Source organism: Pseudacidovorax sp. NFM-22 (assembly GCF_021401245.1).
Classification (GTDB): Bacteria; Pseudomonadota; Gammaproteobacteria; order Burkholderiales; family Burkholderiaceae_C; genus Xenophilus.
The window spans coordinates 384,803-411,663 of sequence record NZ_JACBFY010000004.1 but is presented as its reverse complement, the minus strand read 5'-3'; the positions used below and the strand labels follow the sequence as shown (position 1 = coordinate 411,663).

The 26,861-nt window shown below is 70.0% G+C and carries 19 protein-coding genes and 1 tRNA gene; all 20 read left to right on the top strand.

The window, feature by feature from the left end; translation table 11 throughout:
- The first annotated feature begins 157 nt into the window (after window positions 1–157).
- A complete protein-coding gene (locus L0984_RS16760; RefSeq protein ID WP_234194821.1) occupies window positions 158–1,393 on the top strand; it encodes an alpha/beta hydrolase family protein in 1,236 nt (411 codons plus the stop codon).
- Window positions 1,394–1,562: 169 nt separating this feature from the next.
- Entirely contained in the window at window positions 1,563–4,529 is a 2,967-nt protein-coding gene (locus L0984_RS16755; protein ID WP_234194820.1) for a monovalent cation/H+ antiporter subunit A, read from the top strand.
- Between the two features lies 1 nt (window position 4,530).
- Window positions 4,531–4,878: a Na+/H+ antiporter subunit C gene (locus tag L0984_RS16750; RefSeq protein ID WP_017761071.1), complete on the top strand. Its 348-nt coding sequence runs from the start codon at window positions 4,531–4,533 to the stop codon at window positions 4,876–4,878.
- Window positions 4,875–6,584 (top strand): monovalent cation/H+ antiporter subunit D, encoded by a 1,710-nt coding sequence (locus L0984_RS16745; RefSeq protein WP_234194814.1) that lies wholly within the window; start codon window positions 4,875–4,877, stop codon window positions 6,582–6,584. Before L0984_RS16750 ends, L0984_RS16745 begins: the two co-directional genes overlap by 4 nt.
- Complete coding sequence (locus L0984_RS16740) at window positions 6,584–7,075, top strand: Na+/H+ antiporter subunit E (protein WP_234195047.1); 492 nt, start codon at window positions 6,584–6,586, stop codon at window positions 7,073–7,075. Before L0984_RS16745 ends, L0984_RS16740 begins: the two co-directional genes overlap by 1 nt.
- Window positions 7,072–7,350 (top strand): K+/H+ antiporter subunit F, encoded by a 279-nt coding sequence (locus L0984_RS16735; RefSeq protein WP_234194810.1) that lies wholly within the window; start codon window positions 7,072–7,074, stop codon window positions 7,348–7,350. The genes L0984_RS16740 and L0984_RS16735 overlap by 4 nt, the downstream gene beginning before the upstream one ends.
- Window positions 7,347–7,739 carry a monovalent cation/H(+) antiporter subunit G gene (gene mnhG / locus L0984_RS16730; RefSeq protein ID WP_017761075.1) on the top strand — a complete coding sequence of 131 codons (393 nt, stop codon included), beginning with the start codon at window positions 7,347–7,349 and terminating at the stop codon, window positions 7,737–7,739. The genes L0984_RS16735 and mnhG overlap by 4 nt, the downstream gene beginning before the upstream one ends.
- A gap of 144 nt (window positions 7,740–7,883) precedes the next feature.
- The gene (locus L0984_RS16725; RefSeq protein WP_234194808.1) at window positions 7,884–8,903 is read left to right on the top strand and encodes a Bug family tripartite tricarboxylate transporter substrate binding protein; all 1,020 of its coding nucleotides are present in this window, start codon (window positions 7,884–7,886) and stop codon (window positions 8,901–8,903) included.
- Window positions 8,904–8,966: 63 nt separating this feature from the next.
- The gene (locus L0984_RS16720) at window positions 8,967–9,887 is read left to right on the top strand and encodes an alpha/beta fold hydrolase (protein ID WP_234194807.1); all 921 of its coding nucleotides are present in this window, start codon (window positions 8,967–8,969) and stop codon (window positions 9,885–9,887) included.
- A gap of 124 nt (window positions 9,888–10,011) precedes the next feature.
- Complete coding sequence (locus tag L0984_RS16715; protein WP_234194805.1) at window positions 10,012–13,503, top strand: response regulator; 3,492 nt, start codon at window positions 10,012–10,014, stop codon at window positions 13,501–13,503.
- A gap of 146 nt (window positions 13,504–13,649) precedes the next feature.
- Window positions 13,650–14,432: a CheR family methyltransferase gene (locus tag L0984_RS16710; RefSeq protein ID WP_234195045.1), complete on the top strand. Its 783-nt coding sequence runs from the start codon at window positions 13,650–13,652 to the stop codon at window positions 14,430–14,432.
- Window positions 14,432–15,097, top strand: coding sequence for a chemotaxis protein CheB (locus L0984_RS16705; RefSeq protein ID WP_234194804.1), 666 nt, complete (start codon window positions 14,432–14,434; stop codon window positions 15,095–15,097). Before L0984_RS16710 ends, L0984_RS16705 begins: the two co-directional genes overlap by 1 nt.
- The gene (locus tag L0984_RS16700; RefSeq protein ID WP_234194801.1) at window positions 15,087–16,310 is read left to right on the top strand and encodes a hybrid sensor histidine kinase/response regulator; all 1,224 of its coding nucleotides are present in this window, start codon (window positions 15,087–15,089) and stop codon (window positions 16,308–16,310) included. The genes L0984_RS16705 and L0984_RS16700 overlap by 11 nt, the downstream gene beginning before the upstream one ends.
- Window positions 16,311–16,356: 46 nt before the next feature.
- Window positions 16,357–17,461, top strand: a protein-coding gene (prfB, locus tag L0984_RS16695) for a peptide chain release factor 2 (protein WP_143476316.1) whose coding sequence is annotated in 2 segments (ribosomal slippage) — window positions 16,357–16,437 and window positions 16,439–17,461 — 1,104 coding nt in all. Because the reading frame shifts where the segments join, the coding sequence is not laid out codon by codon here.
- Window positions 17,461–18,171: an HAD family hydrolase gene (locus tag L0984_RS16690; RefSeq protein WP_234194800.1), complete on the top strand. Its 711-nt coding sequence runs from the start codon at window positions 17,461–17,463 to the stop codon at window positions 18,169–18,171. The genes prfB and L0984_RS16690 overlap by 1 nt, the downstream gene beginning before the upstream one ends.
- A complete protein-coding gene (gene pepN / locus L0984_RS16685; RefSeq protein ID WP_234194798.1) occupies window positions 18,155–20,854 on the top strand; it encodes an aminopeptidase N in 2,700 nt (899 codons plus the stop codon). Before L0984_RS16690 ends, pepN begins: the two co-directional genes overlap by 17 nt.
- 26 nt (window positions 20,855–20,880) lie before the next feature.
- Window positions 20,881–21,891, top strand: a complete 1,011-nt coding sequence (locus tag L0984_RS16680) for a class 1 fructose-bisphosphatase (RefSeq protein WP_234194797.1) — start codon at window positions 20,881–20,883, stop codon at window positions 21,889–21,891.
- 77 nt (window positions 21,892–21,968) lie between these two features.
- Window positions 21,969–22,044 (top strand) — tRNA-Thr (locus L0984_RS16675).
- 140 nt (window positions 22,045–22,184) lie between these two features.
- On the top strand, window positions 22,185–25,829 hold the full coding sequence (locus L0984_RS16670) for a hybrid sensor histidine kinase/response regulator (protein WP_234194796.1): 3,645 nt from the start codon (window positions 22,185–22,187) through the stop codon (window positions 25,827–25,829).
- A complete protein-coding gene (locus L0984_RS16665; protein WP_234194792.1) occupies window positions 25,826–26,860 on the top strand; it encodes an HD-GYP domain-containing protein in 1,035 nt (344 codons plus the stop codon). The genes L0984_RS16670 and L0984_RS16665 overlap by 4 nt, the downstream gene beginning before the upstream one ends.
- Window position 26,861 lies beyond the last annotated feature (1 nt).

The following is a 26,861-nucleotide window of genomic DNA, read 5'->3' as shown; positions in this document are numbered from 1 at the left end:
AACTTCTAGTTAAGAGATTTCACATTCAGAAACAAGTTGGGAGGGTTGGGCGCAACCTGAGCACGACGAGGCCGGGTCTGGGCCGTCTCTCCCCCGCGGCTGAATGTGGCCAGCGGCGCCGCCTTGCGGGCGCCATCACGTCCAACAGGAGGATCCCATGTTCAAGTTCTTGAAGCCCTTGCTGGTGGCCGGCTTCGTGGCCGCCACGGCCACGCTGCCCGTCCACGCGCAGGCACCGGCGGCAGCCGCAGCCGCCCCTTCCGCCAAGACCATTGCGGGCGATGTGCAGTACGAATTGATCGGCCAATGGGACGTGAACCGGCTCAACGCCATCCTGACCACTGATACGCCCAAATTCGCCGGCGTCACGGTGTCCTACACACCGGCCCGCACGGGGGTCAAGCTCTACCGCATCAGCTACAACTCGGTGGTGCCCGAAAAGGGCAACAAGCCGATCCGCGCCTCCGGCCTGCTGGCGCTGCCCGACACGGCGGCCACCACGCTGCCGGTGGTCTCGTACCAGCACGGCACCGTCTATGGCCGCCAGGAAGTGCCCGGCTTTCCCGAGCAATCGCCCGAAACCCAGTTGATGATCGCCCAGTTCGCTGGGCAGGGTTATGCCCTCATCGGCGCGGACTACTTCGGCATGGGCATCTCGACGGAACCCGAGGGCTACATGGTCAAGGCCAGCCACCAGCAGGCCTGCTTCGACTTCCTCACAGCGGCAAAGGGCGTGATGACCGACCTGGGCCGCCAGTCCAACAAGCTCTACCTGGCGGGCTGGTCGCAGGGCGGTTTCGTCACGATGGCTTTCCTGGAGAAGCTGGAACGTTCGGGCGTGAAGGTGGACGGCGCCGCAACCGCCAGCGCCCCGCTCGACCTGGGCGCGGCCATGAACGGCTTCCTCAGCTTCCCGCGCTCCTACGACGCGGTCTGGCTCAACAGCATCTTCATCCTGTCCGCGTTCGCCTACGAGAACTACTACGGCGTGCCGGGAATGGCCCGCTCGCTGTTCAACGAGTCCTACTACGAGGTCGCCCGCAAGGCCTACGAGCGGCAGCCCTTCAACCCGTCCGACGTCCCGACCGACCTGCACAAGCTGCTCAAGGCCGAGTATTTCGATCCGCAGTACTTCGCCGATTCCGCCTTCGGCAAGCTGATCGCGGCCACGCAGTCGTACCGCTGGGTGATCAAGTCGCCGGTGCGCAACTACTACGGCGAGACCGACGAAGCCATCAGTGTCGGCGTGGGCCGCATGGCGCAGACCTATGCCGAGGCCCAGGGCGCCGGCAATCCCATGGTCCACGCCGTCTCCACGGGCAAGACCACGCACCGGGGCACCTTCGCCACCGCCGTGCCGCAGTGGAAGACCTGGTTCGATACCGGACGCTGAGCCGGCGCTGATAGGGCCTCCGGCGCGCCCGCCGAAGGGCGGCATCGCGAGGCCTGAAGGAACTTGAAAAAGTCCTACGGGGAGGCGGCGCCCCGCCCTTCGAAAACCGGCCGGAGTGCAGAGGTTTTTGCAATGGAAGGGCAGAGGTCGGTCGATAGAATCGATTGAGATGCCCCTGGTCGCCCTCGTCCTCCTCCCCTTTCTGGCCAGTGCGCTGGCGGCCATGATGCCGTCCGACGCCCGCAACCGAGGGGCGGCCATCGCGGGATTCACGGCCCTGGGCTGCGCCGTCTTCGCCGCCTGGCAGTTCCCGGCGCTCGCCGCCGGCGAGGTGCTGCAGGAAGGCCATCGGTGGATCCCCACCCTGGGTGTCGACCTGTCCTGGCGCATGGACGGTCTGGCCTGGCTGTTCTGCATGCTGGTGCTGGGCATCGGCGCGCTGGTGGTGCTCTATGGGCGCTACTACATGTCCTCCTCGGACCCGGTGCCGCGCTTCTTCGCCTTCTTCCTCGCCTTCATGGGCGCGATGGTGGGTGTGGTGCTGTCGGGCAACCTGATCCAGCTGGTGCTGTTCTGGGAACTGACCAGCCTGTTCTCCTTCCTGCTGATCGGCTACTGGCATCACCGCCGCGACGCACGGCGCGGGGCCCGCATGGCGCTCACCGTGACAGGCGCCGGCGGGCTGTGCCTGCTGGCCGGGGTGCTGCTGCTGGGCCGGATCGCCGGCAGCTACGAACTGGACGTGGTGCTGAACTCGGGCGACGTGGTGCGGGCCGATCCGCTCTATCCGCTGACGCTGGTGCTGCTGCTGCTGGGCGCCTTCACCAAGAGCGCGCAGTTTCCCTTCCACTTCTGGCTGCCGCGCGCCATGGCGGCGCCCACGCCGGTGTCGGCCTACCTGCATTCGGCCACCATGGTGAAGCTGGGCGTGTTCCTCATGGCGCGCCTGTGGCCGGTGCTGTCGGGCACCGACCTGTGGTTCTGGCTGGTAGGCGGCGCGGGCGCCGTCACGCTGCTGCTGGGTGGCTATGTCGCCATGTTCCAGCGCGACCTGAAGGCGCTGCTGGCCTACTCGACCATCTCTCACCTGGGCCTCATCACCCTGCTGCTGGGCATGAACAGCCCGCTGGCCGCCGTGGCGGCGGTCTTCCATGTGATGAACCACGCCACGTTCAAGGCGTCGCTGTTCATGGCCGCCGGCATCATCGACCACGAGACGGGCACCCGCGACATCAGCCGGCTGAGCGGGCTGCTCAAGTCCATGCCCATCACTGGTGCGCTGGCCATCATCGCCAGCGCCTCGATGGCCGGCGTGCCGCTGCTCAACGGCTTCCTGTCGAAGGAGATGTTCTTCGCCGAGACGGTGTTCCTCGACGGCGCGCCCTGGCTGGAGATCGCGCTGCCGGTGCTCGCCACCCTGGCCGGCGCGTTCAGCGTCGCCTATTCGGCGCGCTTCGTCTTTGACGTCTTCTTTGGCCCGCGCTGCGACACCGAAGTACCCAAGCCGCCGCACGAGCCCCCGCACTGGATGCGGGTGCCGGTGGAGTTGCTGGTGCTGCTGTGCCTGGTCGTGGGCGTGGTGCCGGCCTGGTCGGTGGGCGCCTTCCTGGCGACGGCCGCGGCGCCGGTGGTCGGCGGCACGCTCCCCGAATACAGCCTCGCGGTCTGGCACGGCTTCAACCTGCCCCTGGCCATGAGCGTCGTGGCGCTGGCGGGCGGCGCGGCCATCTATCTGATGCAGCGTCGCAGCCGTGCGCATGGCGGCCTCCACCGCACGCCGGTGATCTGGATGTTCGACGGCCAGCGCATCTTCGAGAACCTGCTGGCGCGGCTGTCCCAGCTCGGGCGCAATGGCCGCCGGGTCCTTTCCACCAACCGGCTGCAGCCGCAGTTGCTCCTGCTGGTGATGGTGGCGGTGCTGGGCGCGGGCGCCTCGCTGTGGCTGGCGCCGGCCGACACCGGCAGCCGCGCGCGCCTGCCCTTCTCGCCCATGTTCCTGATGACCTGGGTGATCGGCTGCACCTGCGCAGTCGCGGCCGCCTGGCAGGCGAAGTTCCACCGGCTGGCTTCGCTGATGCTGGCCTCCGGTGCGGGGCTGGTGAGCTGCATCACCTACATCTGGTTCTCGGCGCCCGACCTGGCACTGACGCAACTGGTGGTCGAGACGGTGACCACCCTGCTCATCCTGCTGGGCCTGCGCTGGCTGCCGATGCGCAAGGCCGAAGTCCAGCCCCCGCGCGAGCGCATGCGCCCCTGGGGCCGCCGCGGGCGCGACCTGCTGCTGGCCACGGTGGCCGGCTGCGGCATGGCGGCGCTGGCCTGGTACATGATGACCCGGCCCTTTCCGCAGAGCATCTCCCCCTTCTTCCTGGAACGCGCCCTGCCCGAGGGCGGCGGCACCAACGTGGTCAACGTGATGCTGGTCGACTTCCGCGGCTTCGACACCTTCGGCGAGATCACCGTGCTGGGCATCGTGGCGCTGACGGTCTATGCGCTGCTGCGCCGCTTCCGTCCCGCCGCCGAGGCGATGGCGCTGCCACCGCAACAGCAGGTGCAGCAGGACCAGGGCGGCACCGACCTCGTCAATCCGCGCCGCGCCACGGACACGGCCATCGGCTACCTGATGGTGCCCGCCGTGCTGGTGCGCCTGCTGCTGCCGCTGGCGGCCATGGTGTCGGTGTACTTCTTCATGCGCGGCCACAACCAGCCAGGCGGCGGCTTCGTGGCCGGGCTGGTGATGTCGGCGGCGCTGATGCTGCAGTTCATCGTCTCGGGCGCGGCCTGGACGGAAGAACACCTGCGGATCTACCCGCGGCGCTGGATCGCGCTGGGCCTGCTCATCGCGCTGGCCACGGGCGCCGGTGCCATCGCGATGGGCTATCCCTTCCTGACCACCCACACGGCCCATGTCACGCTGCCGGTGCTGGGCGAGCTGCACGTGCCCAGTGCCATGTTCTTCGACATCGGCGTCTTCGCGCTGGTGCTGGGCGCCACGCTGCTGATCCTCACCGCCCTGGCGCACCAGTCCATCCGCAGCCACCGCTGGGCCGAGGAGCAGGAGGAAAAGGCCGCCGCCAAGGCCGCCCTCGAAGCCGCGAATGCCGAGGCCATCCGCATCACCGGCGGAGCCGTCTGACATGGAAGCCGTTCTCGCCATCGCCATCGGCGTGCTCACCGGTTCGGGCGTGTACCTGCTGGTGCGCCCCCGGACCTTCCAGGTGATCATGGGCCTCACGCTCATCTCGTACGCCGTCAATCTGTTCATCTTCAGCATGGGCCGGCTCAAGGTCGACAGCGAGCCGGTGCTGCGTAAGGGCGTGGAAGCCACGCTGCAGAACACGGCCGACCCCATGCCGCAGGCCCTGGTGCTGACGGCCATCGTGATCGGCTTTGCCATGACGGCGCTCTTCCTGGTGGTGATGCTGGCCTCGCGCGGCATCTCGGACACCGACCACGTGGACGGCCAGGAGCGGGAGGAGACATGAGCAACGAAATCCTCGCCCTGCTCGACCGGCTGCTCGACGCCACCATGCCGCACCTGGTGGCGGCGCCCATCCTGCTGCCGCTGCTCACGGCCGCGCTGATGCTGCTGATGGGCGAGCAGCGCCGGCGCGCCAAGTCGGCGCTGACGGTCATCTCGGGCCTGTTCGGCCTGCTGGTGGCGCTGGCCCTGCTGCGCTGGGTGAACACGCCCGACACCGGTGGCGGCCCGGGCTCCATCGGCGTCTACCTGCCGGGCAACTGGGCGGCGCCCTTCGGCATCGTGCTGGTGGCCGACCGCCTGTCGTCCATGATGGTGGCGCTGACGGGCGTGGTGGCCTTTGCGGCCTCGATCTATTCCACCTCGCGCTGGGACCGGGCCGGCGTGCACTTCCATCCGCTGCTGCAACTGCAGCTGATGGGCCTGAACGGCGCCTTCCTCACCGGCGACCTGTTCAACCTGTTCGTGTTCTTCGAGGTCATGCTCGCCGCCTCGTACGGGCTGCTGCTGCATGGCTCCGGCGCCCTGCGCGTGCGCGCCGGGCTGCATTACATCGCCATCAACCTCGCGGCCTCGTCGCTGTTCCTGATCGGCGCGGCCATGCTCTACGGCGTGACCGGCACGCTCAACCTGGCCGACCTGAGCCAGCGCATTGCCGAAGTAGCACCGGCCGACCGCGGGCTGCTGCATGCCGGCGTCGCCATCCTGGCCGCCGCCTTCTTCGCCAAGGCCGGGGCCTGGCCGCTCAATTTCTGGCTGGTGCCCGGCTACAGCGCGGCGGTGTCGCCCGTGAGCGCCGTCTTCGCGCTGCTGACCAAGCTGGGCGTGTACGTGGTGCTGCGCACCTGGACGCTGTTCTTCGGCCCCGACGCGGGCGACTCGGCGCTGTATGGCCAGCCGGTGATCATCGGCCTGGGGCTGGCCACGCTGACCGTCGGCTCGCTGGGCCTGCTCGGCTCGCAGCGGCTGTCGCACCTGGCGAGCTTCGCGGTGGTGGTGTCGGCGGGTACGCTGCTGGCCGCCGTCGGGCTGGGGCAGGAAGGCGTCTGGGCCGGCGCGCTCTATTACCTGCTCGGGTCCACGCTGGCGGCCAGCGCCCTCTTCCTGCTGATCGACATGATCGAGCGCTGGCGCAACGCCGGCCACAGCATCGCGCCCCACGAATCGGCCGCGACCACGCCCTTCCTCACCGAGGACCTGCAGGCCCTGGACGACGTCAACCTGGACGACGAGGCGCAGGCGCTGTATGGCCGCGCCATCCCGGCCGGCGTCGCCTTCCTGGGCCTGGCCTTCGTGTGCTGCGTGCTGCTGCTGGCCGGGCTGCCGCCGCTGCCCGGCTTCATCGGCAAGTTCGCCATGCTGTCGGGCCTGCTGGATGCCCAGCAGGTCAGCCGCTGGGGCTGGGCCTTCATGGGGCTGCTGCTGGTCTCGGGCTTCATGACGCTGGTCGCGTTCTCGCGCAGCGGCATCCGGCATTTCTGGACGCACACCCAGGGCTCGCTGCCGGCGCTGCGTGCGCTGGAGGTGCTGCCGGTGGCGGGCCTGCTGGCCGCGTGCATCGCCCTGGCGGTGGGCGCCGGGCCGGTACTGCTGCACGCCCAGGCCACCGCCGCCAACCTGGCCGACACCCGCGACTACCGTGCCGCCGTGTTCGCGGCCACCCAGAAGGCCGGTCCGACGACCACTCGGCGGGCGGAGGTCCGGCCATGATGCGACGCCTGATTCCCTCGCCCCCGCTCACCATCGCGCTGTGGGTGGTGTGGCTGCTGCTGAACCAGTCGCTGCATCCGGCCACCATGCTGCTGGGTGCGGTGCTCGCGGTGGCGGTGCCGCTGCTCACCAAGGGCCTGCGGCCGGCGACAGTACGCATGCGCCGCCCACTGGCGGCACTGCGCCTTCTGCGCCTGGTGATGGCCGACCTGCTGGCGTCGGCACTGGGCGTGGCGCGGGCCCTGCTCACCCGCCGGACGCCGCAGATCCATTCGGCCTTCGTGCGCGTGCCGCTGGATCTGCGCGACCCCAACGGACTGGCCGTGCTGGCCATGATCCTGTGCCTGACGCCCGGCACGGCCTGGGCCGAACTGGCCGTGGACCGCAGCCAGCTGCTGCTGCACGTCTTCGATGTGGACGACGAGAGCGATCTGATCGAGCGCATCAAGCTGCGCTACGAGACCCTGCTGATGGAGATCTTCGAACCATGACGCCACTGTTGTTCTGGGCGCTCAAGGCCGCGCTGTTCCTCCTGGCCGTCGCCATGCTGTGCGCGCTGACGCGGCTGCTGAGGGGCCCCACGGCCCAGGACCGCGTGGTGGCCCTGGACTGCCTCTACATCAACGGCATGCTGATGATGCTGACGCTGGGCATCGTCTATTCGAGCGCCGTCTATTTCGAGGCGGCCATGCTGATTGCGCTGTTCGGCTTCGTGGGCACGACGGCGCTGGCCAAGTTCCTGCTGCGCGGCGAGGTGATCGAATGAGCGGGCCGCTGCCCTGGTGGGCCGAGGCGCTCACGGCCCTCCTGGTGGTGGTGGGCGCCGGCTTTGCGGCCATCGGCTCCTTCGGCCTGGTGCGCATGCCCAGCTTCTTCCGCCGCATCCACACGCCCACGCTGGGCGCCACGGCCGGGGTGTGGTCCATCTCGCTGGCCACGGCCGTGTATTTCTCGGCCCAGGGCTCCCATCTGTTCCTGCACGCGGCGCTGATCGCGATGTTCGTGGCGCTGACGGCGCCGATCACCACCATCTTCCTGACCCGGGCTGCGCTGTTCCGCGAACGCCAGAAGGGCGGCGACGTGCCGCCGCCAGCCGCCACGCGCAGCGAAGACGGCACCCCGGTCACGGTCCAGCTCGACAAGACGCCGGACTGACCGCGTCGGCGGGCGCGCGGCACCGCGCGTTGTGCAGACGCCTCGCCACCCGCAGCACGTCGATACCAGCCCGGCAAGCCCGCCTTGCGCGTCGGCAGCGAGTCCGTTAACGTCTTGTAACTTTAGTCAATTTCGGACACGTTCATGGTCGACAAGCGCCGCCTGCTCCATTCCTGTGCCGCCCTGGCGGCCAGCGCTTGCCTGCCGGCCTGGGCGCAATCCGGCACAAAGTCGCCCCGACCCGCCATCGCGCCGGATGGCGGCGCCAGCTGGCCGACCCGGCCGGTGAAGCTGCTGGTGGGATTTCCGCCCAATTCCTCGCCCGACACCGCGGCACGCATCGTGGCCGAGCCGCTGGCGCGGCTGCTCGGCCAGACCGTGGGTGTCGAGAACAAGCCCGGTGCCAGCGGCAACATCGCCGCCAACGCGGTGGCCAAGGCCCGCGACGACCACACCTTCGGCGCGCTGATCAACGGCAACCTCACCATCGCCCGGCTGCTGGACGCCGCCGTGCCCTTCGACCCTGAGACCGACTTCGCCCCGGTCGGCCTGATCGGCACCGCACCGCTGGTGCTGGCGGTCGCGGCGCAGGCCCAGGGCAGCCGGCCGGACGAGCTGCTGCTGTGGGCGCGCAACCTGGGCACCGATGCCCGCTACGGCACGCCCGGCAACGGCACCGTCGGCCACCTGGGCATGGAACTGCTGAAGATGCGCACCAGCATCCGCGCGCAGTACCAGGGCTTTGCCGGCAATCCGCAGGTGATCGAGGCCATGCTGGCCAACCAGATCCAGCTGGCCCTGCTGCCGCCGGGGCTGGCGCTGCCGCACATCCGCCAGGGGCGGCTCAAGGCCATCGGCATCACCGCGCCCGAGCGCAGCCCCCTGACCGGCGAGATGCCCACGCTGCGCGAGGCCGATGTCCGCGGCGCCGACCTGGAGATCTGGACAGCCCTGGCCGCGCCGGCCGGGCAGTCGCCAACGGCCATCGCGCGGCTCAATGGCGCACTGCAGACGGTCCTGCGCACCGCCGAGGTGAGCGAGGCCCTGCTCAAGGCCGGCTGGCAGGCCCGCGGCGGCACGCCCGAGGCGCTGGCGCGGCGCATCCGCAGCGACACCACCACGCTCGGCGGCGTCATCCTGATGCGCGGGATCAAGGCCGCCTGACGGCGGGGCGCCTGTCCGGTGGCGGACTGCCCGCCGGCGGGCGCCTTTCTATGATCGCCGTCCATGTACGCTCCCCGCCGCCTGCCGCAGTCCGACTTCGTTCCCGTGCGCAACCTGCGCTACCACGTGCTCACCTGGGGCACGCCCTCGCTGGCGCGCCCGCCCCTGGTGCTGCTTCATGGCTGGATGGATGTGGCAGCCTCCTGGCAGTTCGTCATCGATGCCCTGGCGCAGGAGCGCTTCGTCATCGCGCCCGACTGGCGCGGCTTCGGCCAGACCGGCGGCGGCGACGTCGACAACTACTGGATGCCCGACTACCTGGCCGACCTCGACTGGCTGCTCGACCACTACGCCGCCGACCGCGCCGTCGACCTGGTCGGCCACAGCATGGGCGGCAACGTCGCGATGCACTATGCGGGCGTGCGACCGGGGCGCATCCGGCGGCTCGTCAACCTCGAAGGGTTCGGCATGCCCGCCTATGCGCCCGACGAGGCGCCCAAGCGCTACGCGCGCTGGATCGACGAGAACAGGCAGCTGCACGAAGGCGGCATGCGCCTGTCGGGCTACAGCACGCCCGATGGCGTGGCGCGCCGCCTGATGAAGACCAACCCCCGGCTGTCGCAGGACAAGGCCGACTGGCTGGCCCGGCAGTGGGCCCGGCCGGTGCGCCAGGAGGATGGCAGCGAGCGCTGGGAGATCCAGGGCGATGCCGCGCACAAGGTGATCAACGCCAACATCTTCCGCGTGGACGAGACGCTGGCCCTCTATGCCGCCATCACCGCGCCGGTGCTGGCCGTGGTGGCCAGCGACGACAGCCTGCACGGCTGGTGGAACGGCCGCTACACCCTCGACGAATTCCACCGGCGCCTGGAGGTGCTGCGCGAACTGCGCACCGCCCGGGTGGAGGACGCGGGCCACATGCTGCATCACGACCAGCCCGACCAGGTGGCGGCGCTGATCGAGGACTTCTTCCGGCCGTCGTGAGCGCCGGCGGCGCAAACGGGGTCGGCCAGCGCCCGCCCGTCCCGGCATAAGCGGCGTTTTCCGACACCCCCCGGGCACGTCCTCGGGCAGACTCGGTCGGTTTTGCTCCGACCAAGCCCCACCCATGGACCGACGCCCTGCCATCGCCAACGATGAGTTCCGCCGCCTGCTCAGCCGCAACGTCAAGCTGCCCCTGCTGCTGGGTGCCCTGGGGGCCGTCGTCTTCGTGGCGCTCATCGGCTACCTGTTGTCGGTCATCAGCTGGGTGGAGCACACGGACCGGGTCACCCGCACCGCCACCGAGACCCAGCTGCTGCAGGCCGACATGCAGGCCGCCGTGCGCGGCTACCTGCTGACCGGCAACGGCGCCTTCCTCCAGCCCACCGACGCGGCGCGCACCCGCGCCCACGCCCTGCTGGGCGAGCTGCGCGTGCTGGTGGCCGACAACCCTCAGCAGGTCGGCCGTGCCACCAAGCTCGACGAGCTGCAGCGGGCATGGGAGAGCTATGCCGACGACGTGGTGGAGTCCAAGCAGCGCGGCGAGGACATCGGCGACCGCCTGCAGTCCGGCCGCGGCAAGCGCATCGCCGACGAATCGCGCTCCACGCTGGATGCCTTCCTCGCCACCGAACAGACCCTTCGCGCCGAGCGCAACCGCAGCGCCAACCGCGCCGCCGTGGGCGTGGTGGCCGGTTACCTGCTGCTGAGCGTCCTGATCAGCGTGGTGCTCTCCATCCTGGGCCGCCGGCAGATGCTTCATCTGTCCGACCGCTATGGCCAGGCACTCGCGGAGCAGGCCGATCATTCCGAACGCATGGAGGCGCAGGCCTGGTTGCGCGGCGCCCAGAACGAACTGGCCAGCCGCACCGTGGGCCAGTTGACGGCGCAGAACCTGGGCCGCCAGGTGCTGGAGTTCTGCGCCCGGCACCTGCGCAGCGCCGTGGGCGCTGTCTACGTACACGACACCGACGGCAGCCTGCGCCGCGTGGCCAGCTATGGCTTCTCGCGCGAGTCCGAGGCCGCCTCGCAGAGCTTCCTGCCCGGCGAAGGCCTGGTGGGCCAGGCCGCCGCGCGCGGCGAGCTGATGGACATCACGCCCGTACCGCCCGGCTACCTGCGCGTGAGCTCGGGACTGGGCGAAGCGCCGCCGCACACCGTGCTGCTGCTGCCGATCTCGCACGAGGGCCAGGTCAACGGGGTCGTCGAACTGGGCCTGCTGGCGTCGCCCTCCCCGCGCGAGCTGGAACTGCTGCGCGGCGTGGCCGACGACGCCGGCAGTTCCATGGCGGCCGCGCGCTACCGCGAACGCCTGCAGCAGGTGCTGGCCGAGACCCAGCAGCTCAACGAGGAACTGCAGGTGCAGCAGGAAGAGCTGCGCACCGCCAACGAGGAGCTGGAGGAGCAGTCCCGCGCCCTCACCGAAAGCCAGGTCAACCTCGAGAACCAGCAGGCGGAGCTGGAGCAGATCAACAGCCAGCTGGCCGAGCGCACCGAGCAGCTCGACCAGCGCAATGCCGCGCTGCGCCGCGCCCAGTCCGACCTGGAGGAGCGTGCCGACGCCCTCGCCCGCGCCAGCCGCTACAAGTCGGAGTTCCTGGCCAACATGTCGCACGAGCTGCGCACCCCGCTCAACAGTGCGCTGATCCTGTCGAAGCTGCTGGCCGACAACAGCCAGGGCAATCTGAGCGAGGAGCAGGTGCGCTTCGCGCGCTCGATCCACGACTCGGGCAACGACCTGCTCACGCTCATCAACGACGTGCTGGACATCGCCAAGGTCGAGGCCGGCCGGCTGGACATCCATGCCGAATACCTGCCCGTGGCACGGCTGGTGGAATCGCTGCAGTCCACCTTCACGCCGCTGGCGCAGAACAAGTCGCTCGCGCTGCGCATCGAGCTCTCGCCCGACGCGCCGGCGCACCTCATCTCGGACCGGCAGCGCGTGGAGCAGATCCTCAAGAACCTGCTGTCCAACGCCATCAAGTTCACCGACCGGGGCGAGGTGCTGCTGAGCGTGCAGCCCGGCCCGCAGGGCGGCGTGCGCTTCGACGTGCGCGACTCGGGCATCGGCATCGCCCCGGACCAGCAGGCGCTGATCTTCGAGGCCTTCCACCAGGCCGACGGCACCACCAGCCGCAAATACGGCGGCACGGGGCTGGGGCTGTCGATCTCGCGCGACCTGACGCGCCTGATGGGCGGCACCCTCACCGTGAGCAGCGAACTGGGCAAGGGCAGCACCTTCACGCTGAGCCTGCCCGCCGACATCGCGCAGCGCCTGGAGGGCGACGACGCCGCGCCGCTGCCGCGCAGCAGCACGGCCGCGGCACCGGTCGCACTGGCCCCGCTGGCCGCCCCGGCGCAGGCCGCGCCGCCGGCACCCCAGCCAGCGCCCGCCCCCACCTTCGCGGACGACCGCGACCAGTTGGCGGACGACGTCCGGCGCGTGCTGGTGATCGAGGACGAGCCGCAGTTCGCCCGCATCCTGTACGACCTGGCGCACGAATACGGCTGGCGCTGCCTGGTGGCCCATGGCGCCGCCGACGGCTTTGCGCTGGCCCAGGAGCTGCAGCCGCACGCCATCCTGCTGGACATGCGCCTGCCCGACAGCTCCGGCCTCGCCGTGCTGCAGCAGCTCAAGGACGATGCCGGCACCCGCCACATCCCGGTGCACGTGGTGTCCGCGCAGGACCAGGCCGAGGCGGCACTGCACATGGGCGCCGTGGGCTATGCACTCAAGCCCACCACGCGCGAACAGCTGCAGGCCGTGTTCTCGCGGCTGGAGGCGCGCCTGGCCCAGAAGGTCAAGCAGGTGCTGCTGGTGGAGGACGACGACGTGCAGCGCGAGAGCGTGGTGCACCTGATCGGCGACGACGACGTGGCCATCACCGCCGTCGGCACCGGCGAGGAGGCCCTGGCGCTGCTGCGCGAGCGGGTCTTCGATTGCATGATCACCGACCTGCGCCTGCCCGACATGCAGGGCGGCGAGCTGCTGCAGCGCATGTCGTCGGAGGAGATCTGCTCCTTCCCGCCCGTCATCGTCTACACAGGCCGCAACCTCACGCGCGACGAGGAGGCCGAGCTGTTGCGCTACTCGCGCTCGATCATCATCAAGGGCGCGCGCTCGCCCGAGCGGCTGCTCGACGAAGTGACGCTGTTCCTGCACAAGGTGGAATCGCAGTTGTCGGCCGAGCGCCAGAGCATGCTGCGCACGGCCCGCGAGCGCGACCGCGTGTTCGAAGGCCGGCGCATCCTGCTGGTGGACGACGACGTGCGCAACATCTTCGCCCTCACCAGCGCGCTGGAGCAGCGCGGCGCCAAGATCGAGGTGGCCCGCAACGGCCGCGAGGCGCTGCACAAGCTCGACGCGGTGCCCGACATCGACCTGGTGCTGATGGACGTCATGATGCCGGAGATGGACGGCCTGGAGGCCACCCGCCGCCTGCGCAGCGACCCGCGCTTCCGCAAGCTGCCGGTCATCACCGTCACCGCCAAGGCCATGAAGGACGACCAGGAACAGTGCCTGGCCGCCGGCGCCAGCGACTACCTGGCCAAGCCCATCGACCTGGACCGGCTGTTCTCGCTGCTGCGGGTGTGGATGCCGCACATGGAGCGCCTGTGAGCGCCCGCCCCGCCAGCCCGGACGCCGAGGAGGCCGGGGGCCGCCTCGCGACGCCGCACCCGCCGGGCCTTGCCGCGTCGGGCACGGACACCGCCCGCCCCGCGCCACCGCCGCCCAGCGCCTCCGACATCGAGCTGCGCCTGCTGATGGAGGCCATCTATCTGCGCTACAGCCACGACTTCCGCGACTACACCGGCGCCTCGCAGAAGCGTCGGGTCAACTACGCGCTGGAGCAGATGGGCTACCGCAGCATCTCCGCACTGCAGGAGCAGGTGCTGCGCGACGACCAGGTCTTCGGCCGGCTGCTGCAGTACCTCACCGTGCCGGTCAGCGAGATGTTCCGCGACCCGGACTACTTCCTCGCGCTGCGCCAGCAGGTGGTGCCGGTGCTGCACACCTATCCGTCGATCAAGGTCTGGGTGGCGGGCTGCAGCACGGGCGAAGAGGTCTATTCCCTGGCCATCCTGCTGCGCGAGGAGGGACTGCTGGAGCGGGCGCTGATCTACGCCACCGACATCAATCCGCAATCGCTGGAGAAGGCGCGGCAGGGCATCTTCCCGGCCGACGCGGTGCGCGAGTACACGGCCAACTACCAGCGCGCCGGCGGGCGCAAATCCTTTTCCGACTACTACACCGCGGCCTATGGCGGCGCGCGCTTCGACCCGGCGCTGCGGGCCAACGTGATCTTTGCCGACCACAGCCTGGCCACCGACAGCGTGTTCGCCGAGACGCACCTCGTCTCCTCCCGCAACGTGCTGATCTACTTCAACCGCCGGCTGCAGGACCGCGCCCTGGGCCTGTTCCACGATTCGCTGTGCCACCGTGGCTTCCTGGGACTGGGCTCGAAGGAGAGCGTGGATTTCTCGGCCTATGCCGAGCGGTTCGAGCCGGTGGCGCGGGCGGAACGCATCTTCCGCAAGGCGGCCTGATGTCGGCGGTCCGCTCCCCCTACGCCGCCGTTCACGCCGCGCCACCGTCGGCGCCGGACGATGGCGACTTCGACCCCGGCCCGCTGCCGCAGGTGGATGCAGTGGTGGTCGGCGCCTCCGCCGGTGGCGTCGACGCCCTGCTGCGCCTGACGGCGGCCCTGCCCACGCCGTGGCACCTGCCGCTGATCGCGGTGCTCCACCTGCCGCAGGACCGGGAAAGCCGCCTGGCGGACATCTTCTCGCACCGGCTGCCGATCCCAGCCTGCGAGGCCCGCGACAAGGCCGCCGTCGAGGCGGCCACGCTGCACTTCGCGCCGCCGGGCTACCACCTCTTCATCGAGGCGGACCACCACTTCTCGCTGAGCTGCGAGCCGCCGGTGCACTTTTCGCGCCCTTCCATCGACCTGCTGATGAGTTCCGCCGCCGACGCCTACGGGCCACGCCTGGCCGGCCTGCTGCTGACCGGCGCCAACGAGGACGGTGCGCAGGGGCTGGCCGACATCGCCGCCGCGGGCGGCCTCACTGCCGTACAGTCGCCGGGCGAAGCCATGGCGCCCCAGATGCCCCAGTCCGCCCTGGCCCTGCGCCAGCCCGATTACGTCCTGCCCCTGGCCCAACTGCGCCGGCTGCTGATCCTGCTCGACGCCCAGCACCATGCCCACTGACCCGTCCGAGATCGAAACCAAGCTCCTGATCGTCGACGACCTGGACGAGAACCTGATCGCGCTCGAAGCACTGATCCGCGACCCGGGCCGGCGCGTGTTCCAGGCGCGCTCGGGCGACGAGGCGCTGGCGCTGATGCTGGAACACGAGTTCGCGCTGGCGGTGCTGGACGTGCAGATGCCCGGCATGAACGGCTTCGAGCTGGCCGAGCTGATGCGCGGCACCGAGCGCACGCGCACCATCCCGATCATCTTCGTCAGCGCCGCGGGCCGCGAGCTCAACTACGCCTTCCAGGGCTACGAAAGCGGCGCAGTGGACTTCCTGCACAAGCCGCTGGACGCGCACATGGTGCGCAGCAAGGTCAGCGTCTTCGTCGAGCTGTACCACAGCCGCATGGCGCTCCAGCGCGAGATGGACGCCCTCGCCACGCTCCACCGCGAGCAGCAGGCGCTGGTGGCCGAGCTGCGCGAGGCCCGCGCCGACCTGGAGCGCGCCGTGCGCATGCGCGACGACTTCATGTCCATGGTCTCGCACGAGCTGCGCACGCCGCTCAACACGCTCTACCTGGAGACCCAGGTGCGCAAGATGCACCTGGCGCGCGGCCACATGTTCTTCTTCACGCCCGAGCGCCTGAAGGAAACGGCCGAGCGCGACCAGCGCCAGATCCAGGCCATGGTGCGGCTCATCGACGACCTGCTGGACGTCACCCGCATGCGCAACGGCCGCCTGTCGATGAGCCCGCAGGCCTTCGACCTGAGCGCCATGGCGGCGCGCGTGGTCGCCGCCCTGGCGCAGCAGGCCGAGGCCGCCGGGGCCGCCATCCATCTGGAGGCGCCCGAGCCGCTCACCGGCGTCTGGGACGAGTTCCGCCTGGAGCAGGTGCTGACCAACCTGCTGACCAACGCCCTGCGCTATGGCGGCGGCAAGCCGGTGGACGTGAACGTCGGGCTGCGCGGCGAGGAGGCCGTGATCAGCGTGCGCGACCACGGCATCGGCATCGCGCCCGAGGACCAGGCCCGCATCTTCCAGCAGTTCGAGCGCGCCGAATCTGGCCGCCGCGAGGTGGCCAGCGGCCTGGGGCTGGGCCTGTTCATCACCCAGCAGATCGTCCAGGGCCACGGCGGGCGGATCGAACTGGAGAGCACGCCGGGCGAAGGGTCCACCTTCCGCGTGGTGCTGCCCTTCGAGCCGCCCTCGGCCGAAGACGCCGCGTGAGAAAATCCCGCGTTTCCCCGAACACCCGCAAGAACAGGACCGCACCATGGACGCAGAACAGATCAACCTCATTGGCACCACCCTGGCCGACCTGAGCACCCGGACGGCCGACTTGCGGAGGTATCTTTGACTTCGATGCCAAAGCCGAACGCCTGAGGACCGTCAACGCCTCGCTGGAAGACCCGACGGTCTGGAACGACCCCAAGAAGGCCCAGGAACTGGGCAAGGAAAAGAAGGCCCTGGATGGCGTGGTGCTGGCCATCCAGCGCCTGGAGCGCGATCTGGCCGACAACACCGAGCTCTACGAGATGAGCAAGGAAGAAGGCGACGAGGCAGGCCTGAAGGCCATCGCCGACGACGCCGAGGAACTGCGCAAGGAGATCGAGCAGCTCGAATTCCGCCGCATGTTCAACAACCCGGCCGATCCCAACAATTGCTTCGTCGACATCCAGGCCGGCGCGGGCGGCACCGAGGCGCAGGACTGGGCCAGCATGCTGCTGCGCCAGTACCTCAAGTACGCCGAGCGCAAGGGCTTCAAGACCACCGTCGAGGACGAGTCCCCGGGTGAAACCGCGGGCATCAAGAGCGCCACGATCAAGGTCGAGGGCGAATACGCCTTCGGCCTGCTGCGCACCGAGACCGGCGTGCACCGCCTGGTGCGCAAGTCGCCCTTCGACTCCTCGGGCGGGCGCCACACCAGCTTCGCCTCGCTCTTCGTCTATCCGGAGATCGACGACTCCATCGAGATCGAGATCAACCCGTCCGACGTGCGCGTGGACACCTACCGCGCCAGCGGCGCCGGTGGCCAGCACATCAACAAGACCGACTCGGCGGTGCGACTGACGCACATCCCGACCGGCATCGTGGTGCAGTGCCAGGACGGCCGCAGCCAGCACAGCAACCGCGACGTGGCCTGGAAGCGCCTGCGCTCGCGGCTGTACGACTTCGAGATGCGCAAGCGCATGGAAGAGCAGCAGAAGCTGGAGGACAGCAAGACCGACGTCGGCTGGGGCCACCAGATCCGCAGCTACGTGCTGGACAACAGCCGCATCAAGGACCTGCGCACCGGCGTCGAGATCTCGGCCACGCAGAAGGTGCTCGACGGCGACCTCGATCCCTTCATCGAAGCCTCGCTGAAGCAGGGCGTCTGATGCCCGACCGCAGCCCGCGCCCCGAGGGCGCCGCCCTGCCCGTGCAGGCCCTGATCTTCGACATGGACGGCACCATGATCGACTCCATGCCCTGGCATGCGAAGTCGTGGGTGACCTTCGCCCAACGGCACGGCATCACGATGCCGGCCGATGAGATCCTGCGTCGCACCACGGGCCGCACCGGCACCGAGTGCATGCGCGAGGTCTTCGAGCGCGAGCTGCCAGCGGACGAATGCCTGGCGCTGGTGAACGAGAAGGAAGCGATCTACCGCGAGCTTTTCGACGCGCCCTTTGCCGAGGTGGCGGGCTTCACCGCCTTCGCGCGGCAAGCCGCCGCGCGCGGCCTGAAGGTCGCCGTCGGCACCGCGGGCGACCGGCACAACGTGGCCTTCGCCCTGGACCGCCTGAAGATGGACCCGCCCCCGCTGACGGTCGTCGGCGGCGACGAGGGCCTGCGTGGCAAGCCCGAGCCCGACATCTTTCTCGAAGCGGCCCGCCGCATCGATGCCGATCCCGCGCGCTGCATCGTCTTCGAGGACGCGCCCTTCGGCATCGAGGCCGCGCGCCGCGCTGGCATGCGTGCGGTGGCCGTGTGCAGCACCCACGGCGCCGACGAACTCGCCGGTCCGCATGTGATCGCGACCGTGCGCGACTACCACTCCCTCCTTCGCTCAAATTTTCTGGAGACGCTCGATGTTGCTCTCTCGTGACGCTCAATCGGCTGCGCCCGTCGCCATCCAGCGCGAGGACTATGCCCCGCCGGCCTACTGGATCGACACCGTCGACCTCTGCTTCGACCTGGACCCGGCCAAGACCCGCGTGCTCAACCGCATGAAGCTGCGCCGCAATCCGGACGTGGCGGCACAGCCGCTGCGCCTGGACGGCGACGAGCTCAACTTGGCGCGCGTGCTGGTCAATGGCCAGGGCGCTGCCTTCCGCATGGAAGGAAGCCAGCTGGTGCTGGACGGCCTGCCCGACGAATTCGAGCTGGAGATCTTCACCACCTGCTGCCCGGCGAAGAACACCAAGCTGATGGGCCTGTTCGTCAGCCAGAACACCTTCTTCACCCAGTGCGAGGCCGAGGGCTTCCGCCGCATCACCTACTTCCTGGACCGTCCGGACGTGATGGCCAGCTACACCGTCACGCTGCGTGCCGACAAGGCCGCCTATCCGGTGCTGCTGTCCAACGGCAACCTGGTCGAACAGGGCGAGCTCCCGGAAGGCCGCCATTTCGCCAAGTGGGTCGACCCCTTCAAGAAGCCCGCCTACCTGTTCGCTCTGGTGGCCGGCAAGCTGGTGGCGCGCGAGCAGCGCATCAAGGCACGCAACGGCCGCGAGCACCTGCTGCAAGTCTACGTGCGCGCGGGCGACCTCGACAAGACCGAGCATGCGATGAACTCGCTGATCCACTCAGTGCTGTGGGACGAGGCCCGCTTCGGCCTGCCGCTGGACCTGGACCGCTTCATGATCGTCGCCACCAGCGACTTCAACATGGGCGCGATGGAGAACAAGGGCCTGAACATCTTCAACACGAAGTACGTTCTGGCCAGCCAGGCCACGGCCACCGATGCCGACTACGCCAACATCGAGAGCGTGGTGGGCCACGAGTACTTCCACAACTGGAGCGGTGACCGCGTCACCTGCCGCGACTGGTTCCAGCTCTCGCTCAAGGAGGGCCTGACGGTCTTCCGCGACCAGGAGTTCAGCATGGACCTGTGCGCCGAGCCCTCCGCGCGCGCGGTCAAGCGCATCGAGGACGTGCGGGTGCTGCGCACCGCCCAGTTCCCCGAGGACGCCGGCCCGATGGCCCATCCGGTGCGGCCCGACAGCTACATCGAGATCAGCAACTTCTACACCGTCACCATCTACGAGAAAGGCGCCGAAGTCGTCCGCATGATGCAGACGCTGGTGGGCCGCGAGGGCTTCGCCCGCGGCATGACGCTGTACTTCGAGCGCCACGACGGCCAGGCCGTGACCTGCGACGACTTCGCCCAGGCCATCGCCGATGCCAACCCCGACAGCGAGCTGGCCCGTCGCCTGCCGCAGTTCAAGCGCTGGTACAGCCAGGCCGGCACGCCGCGCCTGGCCGCCACGGGGCACTACGACGCCGAGGCCCGCACGTACACGCTGGCCTTCACGCAGAGCTGCCCGCCGACGCCGGGTCAACCGGTGAAGGAGCCCTTCGTCATTCCGGTGGCCGTGGGGCTGCTGGGTGCGGATGGCCGCGCGCTCCCGTTGCAGCTGGAAGGCGAGCCGCAGCCCGCTGGCGAATCGCTCACGCTGGTGCTGCACGAAGCCGAGCAGCGCTTCACCTTCACCGGCCTGGACGAGGCACCGGTGCCCTCCATCCTGCGCGGCTTCAGCGCGCCGGTGGTGCTGCAGTTCGACTACACGCGCGAACAGCTGCTGGCCCTGCTGGCGCACGACAGCGACCCCTTCAACCGCTGGGAGGCCGCCCAGCGCCTGGCACTCGGCGCCGCGCTCGCAGCCATCGGCGACGACAGCCGCCTGCCCGACGCACCGGTGCTGGACGAGGCCTTCATCGGCGCCATGCGCGAGGTGCTGCGCAACGGCTCGCTGGATGCCGCCTTCAAGGAGCTGGTGCTGACGCTGCCTTCCGAGGTCTATATCTCCGAGCAGCTGGACGTGGTCGATCCGCAGCGCGTGCACCGCGTGCGCGAGGCCATGCGCACCCAGCTGGCGACGGCCCTGTACGCCGAATGGCAGCAGGCCTACGAGGACAACAAGGACACCGGCGCGTACCGGCCCGAGCCGGTCTCGGCCGGCCGCCGTGCGCTGGCCGGCATGGCGCTGGCGCACCTGTGCATTGCCGCACGCGAGTCGGGCGATGCCGTCTGGCCGGGCAAGACGCTGCAGCGCTTCAAGGACGCGTCGAACATGACCGACCGCTTCAACGCGCTGACGGCGCTGGTCGTGTCGGGCCACCCGCTGGCGGCGCAGGCCCTGGCGCGCTTCCATGCCATGTTCAAGGACGAGGCCCTGGTCATCGACAAGTGGTTCAGCCTGCAGGCCGGCGCGCCCGACCGCGGCGGCGACGTGCTGCCGCTGGTCAAGCAGCTCACGCGCCATCCGGACTTCTCCCTCAAGAACCCGAACCGCGCGCGCAGCGTGATCTTCAGCTACTGCAGCGCCAACCCCGGCGCCTTCCACCGCCTGGACGCCGCCGGCTACGTGTGGTGGAGCGAGCGGGTGATCGAGCTGGACGAGATCAACCCGCAGGTCGCCGCCCGCCTGGCGCGCGCGCTGGACCGCTGGAACAAGCTGGCCGAGCCCTACCGCGGCGCCGCACGCGAGGCCATCGCCCGCGTGGCGGCCCGCCCCGGCCTGAGCAAGGACACGCTCGAGGTCGTCAGCCGCGCCCTCGCCCCCTGATTTTTGAAACCCTCCCAGGAGTCCCCATGGCCTCTCAGAACATTTCACTCACCCGCTACCTCGTCGAGCAGCAACGCGTCGACGGCCTCATCCCTGGCCAGCTGCGCCTGCTGCTGGAGGTGGTGGCCCGCGCCTGCAAGCGCATCAGCCTCTCGGTCAACAAGGGCGCCCTGGGCGGCGTGCTCGGCTCCGCCGGCAGCGAGAACGTGCAGGGCGAGGTGCAGAAGAAGCTGGACATCATCGCCAACGAGGTGCTGATCGAGGCCAACGAATGGGGCGGCCACCTCGCCGCCATGGCCAGCGAGGAGATGGACAGCATCTACGTGGTGCCCAACCGCTATCCGCAAGGCGAATACCTGCTGATGTTCGACCCGCTCGACGGGTCCAGCAACATCGACGTGAACGTCAGCATCGGCACCATCTTCAGCGTGCTCAAGAAGCCCGACGACCACCCGGGCGTGCAGGAAGGCGACTTCCTGCAGGCCGGCTGCAAGCAGGTGGCCGCCGGCTACTGCCTCTATGGCCCGCAGACGGTGCTCGTGCTCACCGTGGGCGATGGCGTGGCCATGTTCACGCTCGACCGCGAACAGGGCAGCTTCATCCTCACGCAGGACAAGATGGAGATCCCGGCCGACACCAAGGAATTCGCGATCAACATGAGCAACATGCGCCACTGGGACGCCCCGGTGAAGCGCTACATCGACGAATGCCTGGCCGGCAAGGACGGCCCGCGCGGCAAGGACTTCAACATGCGCTGGATCGCCAGCATGGTGACCGACGTGCACCGCATCCTCACCCGCGGCGGCGTGTTCATGTACCCCTGGGACAAGCGCGAGCCCGAGAAGCCGGGCAAGCTGCGCCTGATGTACGAAGCCAACCCCATGGCCTGGCTGGTGGAGCAGGCCGGCGGTGCGGCCACCAACGGTCGCGAGCGCATCCTCGACATCCAGCCCCAGAAGCTGCACGAACGCGTGTCGGTGATCCTCGGCTCCAGGAACGAAGTCGAGCGTGTGACGAAGTACCATTTGGAGGCGTGAGCTTTTTGGCGCTATACTCTTGGGCTGCTTACGAAGGCGCTCACCACAGTGCCTTCTTGCCCTAGAATAGGTTTTTCGCCGGCGTAGCTCAGTTGGTAGAGCAACGCACTCGTAACGCGTAGGTCACCAGTTCGATTCCGGTCGCCGGCACCATCTCCAAAGCCCGCAAGCTGACGCTTGCGGGCTTTTTTGTTGGCCCCTCGCGCACAGGCGGCAGTGGCCCCGGTCCGCGGCGAGCGCAGCCCGCGCGTTGTAGGGCCCAGTAAGCTCTTCCCCTCCCCACACTCAACCCCATGCCTACGCAGACCGACTGGCTCGGCATCCTTGCGCCCCTGCAATCGGCCGCAGGCGTGTGGCTGGCCGCTGCCGCCGCCGTGCTGTGCGGCTGGCATGTGCTGCAGGCCGGCCGCCAAGCCGGGACGGCCGCCGATCGCAGCGCGGCCGCGCTGCTGGCCACGCTGCTGTGGACGATGGCCCTGGCGCTTTCCATCCACGCCGGCCTCGGCTTCGGCCTGCACGGCACCGGGGCGGACGAGGTCGCCTGGGGCTGGCCCCTGCTGCCCGGGGCCGCCGCCGCTGCGGCGCTGGCCGCCAGTTGGAGCGGTGCCACACGCTGGCGGGCCGGGGCTGCCGGCCTGGCAGGCCTGGCGGGCACGGCGCTTTTCATCGGCCAGACCGCGACGCCCCTGGGCTTCATGAGCGTACTTCTGGCCGCCGCCGCGCTGATCATGCTGCTGGCCTATGCGCTGCTGCGGGCACCGCGCTCGCCAGCGGCCACGATGGGCTGGCAGCCCGGGCTCTGGGCCCTGGCAGCGCCGCTGGTCGTCGCCGTCGTGGCCGCCGTGGGCACCCTGCCGGGTCCGGTCGGGGCGCCGGCGCTGCCCTACTGGAACGGCCTGCCATGGCCACAGCAAGGGTTCGGCCTGTGTGCCCTGGCCCTTCTGTACATCGGCATGTGCGGCACCCGGCAGGCGCGGGCGCAGGCGGCGGCGCTCGACGCCTTGCAGCAACGCTTCGACCTCGCGCCGGACGGCCTGCTCGTGCTCGACGCCGAGCACCGGATCACGGCCGCCAATGCCGCGGCACTGCGGCTGCTGGCGCTGCGCCCGGAAGAGGCCACCGGCAAGACACTCCCGACCCTGCTCGACGCGGCCGACACCGACCTCGCGGAATGGCTCAGGGATCCGGCCAGCAGCCCCGCCGGGCCCGGCGAACGCCGCGCGCTGCGCCCCCTGGCAGGCGGCGGCGCGCTGGCGCTGCGCCTCGCGCGCGCCGGCCTGGGCGTCGACGGCCAGGGTCGCGACGCCGCCTGCATCGTCACCCTGGCCGACATCAGCGCACAGCACGCCGAGGAAGAAGCGATCCGCCAGCGCGAGCGCCGCTATCGCGGGCTGATCGACAACATCCCGGGCGTGTCCTTCAGCACCCTGCTCGACGAGCCCCACACGACGCTCTTCGCCAGCCCCAGCGTGGACGCACTGACGGGCTGGCCCGCCTCCGACTTCACCTCCGGGCGGCGCACCCTGGCGCACCTCATCCATCCCTCCGACCGGCAGCGCATCCAGCAGGCCCTGATCCTGGCGGCCGGCCTGCCCGAGGGCGGGCCGGTGACGGCGGAGTTCCGGCTGCTGCACCGCAGCGAGTCCGAACGCTGGGTCTGGTTCACCGGCCAGGTGACCCATCCGCGCGAGGGCGGCCCGCCGCGCCTGGACGGCGTGCTGCTCGACATCACGGAAACCCGCCGCCACCACTGGATGCAGGGTGGCACCGCCGAGGCGGTGCAGCGGGTGATGGGGGTCGCGGTGTTCGCCATGGACGGCCGTATCGAGTGGGCCAACGACCGCATGCTCGGCTGGATGGGCTACACGCTCGAGGAGTTCACCGCCCGCCACCACCACGACCTCGTGGATGCCGCCGCCGGCCGCCAGACCGCCTTCGATGCCCTGTGGCAGCGCCTGCGCCGCGGCGAATTCGAGGTGGGCGAATACCGCCGCGTGACCCGGCAGGGCCAGGAGTTCTGGCTCCAGGGCTCGTACAACCCGATCTTCGACGCCGACGGCATCGTGGTGCGCGTGGTGCTCCTGGCGCAGGACATCAACCCCCGCCGCCAGATGGAAGGCGCCCTGCGCGAAGCCAAGGCCCGCGCCGAGCAGGCCGCGGCGGCGCGCACCATGTTCCTGGCCAACATGAGCCACGAGATCCGCACGCCCATGAACGCCATCCTCGGCTTCACCGAACTGCTGCTCGAGGGCCCGCTGGCGGTGGAGCAACGGCGCCACCTGCAGACCGTGCGCCAGTCGGCCCAGAGCCTGCTCGGCCTGCTCAACGGCATCCTGGACACCGCCAAGCTCGACCGCGGCGCGCTGGAACTGGAACTCGCCGACTTCTCCCTCCGGGAGTTGCTGGAGCAGACCGCCGCCTCGCTGCGACTGGAGGCCGAGCGCAAGGGCCTGGCGCTGCAGGTGCTGTGGGACGACGCGCTGGACATGCATTTCCGCGCCGATGCCGTGCGCATCCGCCAGGTGCTGACCAACCTGCTGGGCAATGCCATCAAGTTCACCGAGCGCGGCGAGGTGCGGCTCGCCGCGCGCCGCGCGGGCGATCTGGTCGAGCTGTCGGTGCAGGACACGGGCATCGGCATCCCCGCGGACCGGCTGGCCGCCATCTTCGACCCCTTCGCGCAGGCCGATGCCTCCACCAGCCGGCGCTTCGGCGGGACGGGCCTGGGCACCACCATTGCCCGCCAGCTCACCGAGCTGATGGGCGGGCGCATCGAGGTCCAGAGCACGCCGGGCCAGGGCAGCGTCTTCCGGGTGCTGCTGCCGCTGAAGACCGCGCTGGCACCGGATCCCCTCCCGCGCCTGCCGGAGCCGCCCGTGGAGCCGCCGCCGCTGTCGGTGCTGGCCGTGGACGATGTGCCCGAGAACCGCGACCTGGTGCGCCTGGCGCTCGGGCAGCGCGGCCATCAGGTGAGCACCGCGGCCGACGCGCCGAAGGCGCTGGACCTGCTGATGAAGCACCGCTTCCACGTGGTGCTGCTGGATGTCCACATGCCCGGCATCGACGGCCTGGAGGCCGCCCGGCGCATCCGCGCCTACGAGGCCTCGCGCAGCCTGCCGCCCACCCCGCTGATCGCGCTGAGTGCGAGCGTCTTGCCCGCCGACCGGCAGGCCGCGCGCACGGCCGGCATGGAAGGCTTCGTGCCCAAGCCCTTCGAGGCCTCCCAGCTCCTGGCGGAGATGGCGCGCGTCACCGGCCTGCAGCGCGGCGGCGACCTCGCCCTGCCGATGCCAGCGGCGGCGCCCGCCGGCACGATGCTGCCGGCGGGCGTCGACTGGGCCCGCGGCATCCGCAACTGGACCCACGAAGCCGCGCTGCGCCGGGCGCTGGACAAGATGCTGGCGCAGCATGGCGGGGCCGCTGCCGCCATCGCCGAACAGGTCGAGCGCGGCCAGTTGGACGACGCGCGCCAGATCGCCCATCGCCTGCGCGGCCTGGCCGGCAACCTGGCCTGCGACGAGCTCTACGCCGCCGCGACGAACGTCGAGCTGGCCCTGGCGCAGGGCGAGCCGGACGCCGCGCGGCAGGGCATTCCGGCACTCAGCGCCGCGTTCGACGCCGTGCAGGCCGCGCTCGACAGCCGGCCCCTGCCGCCCTCCACGCCGGACGGCGAACGCGTGATGCTCGACGGCGCGCGGCTGCGCACGGCGCTGGCGGAACTGCTGCGGGCGATCCACCGCAACGAGATGGCCGGCGACGAGGACTGGCCCGACGTCGCCGCCACGCTGGCCTTCATGGGCGAGGGCCCGACCGCCGATGCGCTGCGGCAGGCGCTGGACGGCTTCGAGTTCGGCGCCGCGGCCCGGCTCCTAGAATCGCTGATCGACCGGCTGCCCCCCGACGCGGCCCTGGCAGGCGAGAAGGCTTCCCATCCATGACCGACCTCTCCGCGATCCAGCGGCCCACCGTCCTCGTCGTCGACGACGAACCCCTGAACCTGCAGGTGGTGCGCAGCATGCTGCACACGGACTACCGCCTGGTCTTCGCCAAGGACGGGCGAAGCGCGCTCGCCCTGGCCTCGGCCGCGGCGCCCGACCTGGTGCTGCTGGACGTGATGATGCCGGGCATGACCGGCTACGAGGTCTGCCGCGAGCTCAAGAGCCAGGAACTCACCCGCTACGTGCCGGTGATCTTCGCCACGGCGCTGGCCGACGAGGCCAACGAAGAGCTGGGCCTGGCCTGCGGCGCCGTCGACTACGTCGCCAAGCCGCTCAACGCCGGCATCCTGCGCGCCCGCATCCGCACCCACCTGTCGCTGGTGCGCATGGAAGAACTGCAGGCCACCCGGCTGCAGGCCATCCGCTGCCTGGGCGCCGCCGCGGAGTACAAGGACAACGAGACGGGGATGCACGTGGTACGCATGAGCCACTATGCGCACCTGCTGGCGCTGGCCTCGGGCTATGGGCCCGCCGAAGCCGACGACCTGCTGCATGCCGCGCCCATGCACGACATCGGCAAGATCGGCATCCCGGATGCCATCCTGCAGAAGCCCGGCTCCCTCACCCCCGACGAGCGGACCGTGATGATGGCCCACCCCGTCATCGGCGCGGACATCCTCGGCAACCATCCCTCGCGGCTCTTCCAGCTGGCCCGCACCATCGCCCTGACCCACCACGAGAAGTGGGACGGCAGCGGCTATCCGCACGGGCTGGCGGGCGCGGACATCCCGCTCGTGGGCCGCATCGTGGCGCTCGCCGACGTCTTCGACGCCCTGACCAGCGTGCGCCCGTACAAGCCGGCCTGGCCCGTGGAAGAAGCCATGGCCTGGATCCAGAGCCAGAGTGGCAGCCACTTCGATCCCACGCTCGTCGAGCTGCTGCAGCAGAACCTGCCGCGGGTGCTGGAGATCAAGGCCCAGTTCGGCGACGACGCGGCCGACATCGTGGTGCTCGACGCGGAAGACCACTGAC

Coding starts and splice junctions, on each gene's coding strand:
- L0984_RS16665 (WP_234194792.1), top strand. CDS start 25,826: ATGACCGACCTCTCCGCGATCCAGCGGCCCACCGTCCTCGTCGTCGAC.
- L0984_RS16690 (WP_234194800.1), top strand. CDS start 17,461: ATGCCCGACCGCAGCCCGCGCCCCGAGGGCGCCGCCCTGCCCGTGCAG.
- L0984_RS16750 (WP_017761071.1), top strand. CDS start 4,531: ATGGAAGCCGTTCTCGCCATCGCCATCGGCGTGCTCACCGGTTCGGGC.
- L0984_RS16740 (WP_234195047.1), top strand. CDS start 6,584: ATGCGACGCCTGATTCCCTCGCCCCCGCTCACCATCGCGCTGTGGGTG.
- pepN (WP_234194798.1), top strand. CDS start 18,155: ATGTTGCTCTCTCGTGACGCTCAATCGGCTGCGCCCGTCGCCATCCAG.
- L0984_RS16760 (WP_234194821.1), top strand. CDS start 158: ATGTTCAAGTTCTTGAAGCCCTTGCTGGTGGCCGGCTTCGTGGCCGCC.
- L0984_RS16710 (WP_234195045.1), top strand. CDS start 13,650: ATGGAGGCCATCTATCTGCGCTACAGCCACGACTTCCGCGACTACACC.
- mnhG (WP_017761075.1), top strand. CDS start 7,347: ATGAGCGGGCCGCTGCCCTGGTGGGCCGAGGCGCTCACGGCCCTCCTG.
- L0984_RS16735 (WP_234194810.1), top strand. CDS start 7,072: ATGACGCCACTGTTGTTCTGGGCGCTCAAGGCCGCGCTGTTCCTCCTG.
- L0984_RS16700 (WP_234194801.1), top strand. CDS start 15,087: ATGCCCACTGACCCGTCCGAGATCGAAACCAAGCTCCTGATCGTCGAC.
- L0984_RS16680 (WP_234194797.1), top strand. CDS start 20,881: ATGGCCTCTCAGAACATTTCACTCACCCGCTACCTCGTCGAGCAGCAA.
- L0984_RS16715 (WP_234194805.1), top strand. CDS start 10,012: ATGGACCGACGCCCTGCCATCGCCAACGATGAGTTCCGCCGCCTGCTC.
- L0984_RS16745 (WP_234194814.1), top strand. CDS start 4,875: ATGAGCAACGAAATCCTCGCCCTGCTCGACCGGCTGCTCGACGCCACC.
- L0984_RS16705 (WP_234194804.1), top strand. CDS start 14,432: ATGTCGGCGGTCCGCTCCCCCTACGCCGCCGTTCACGCCGCGCCACCG.
- L0984_RS16670 (WP_234194796.1), top strand. CDS start 22,185: ATGCCTACGCAGACCGACTGGCTCGGCATCCTTGCGCCCCTGCAATCG.
- L0984_RS16725 (WP_234194808.1), top strand. CDS start 7,884: ATGGTCGACAAGCGCCGCCTGCTCCATTCCTGTGCCGCCCTGGCGGCC.
- L0984_RS16755 (WP_234194820.1), top strand. CDS start 1,563: ATGCCCCTGGTCGCCCTCGTCCTCCTCCCCTTTCTGGCCAGTGCGCTG.
- L0984_RS16720 (WP_234194807.1), top strand. CDS start 8,967: ATGTACGCTCCCCGCCGCCTGCCGCAGTCCGACTTCGTTCCCGTGCGC.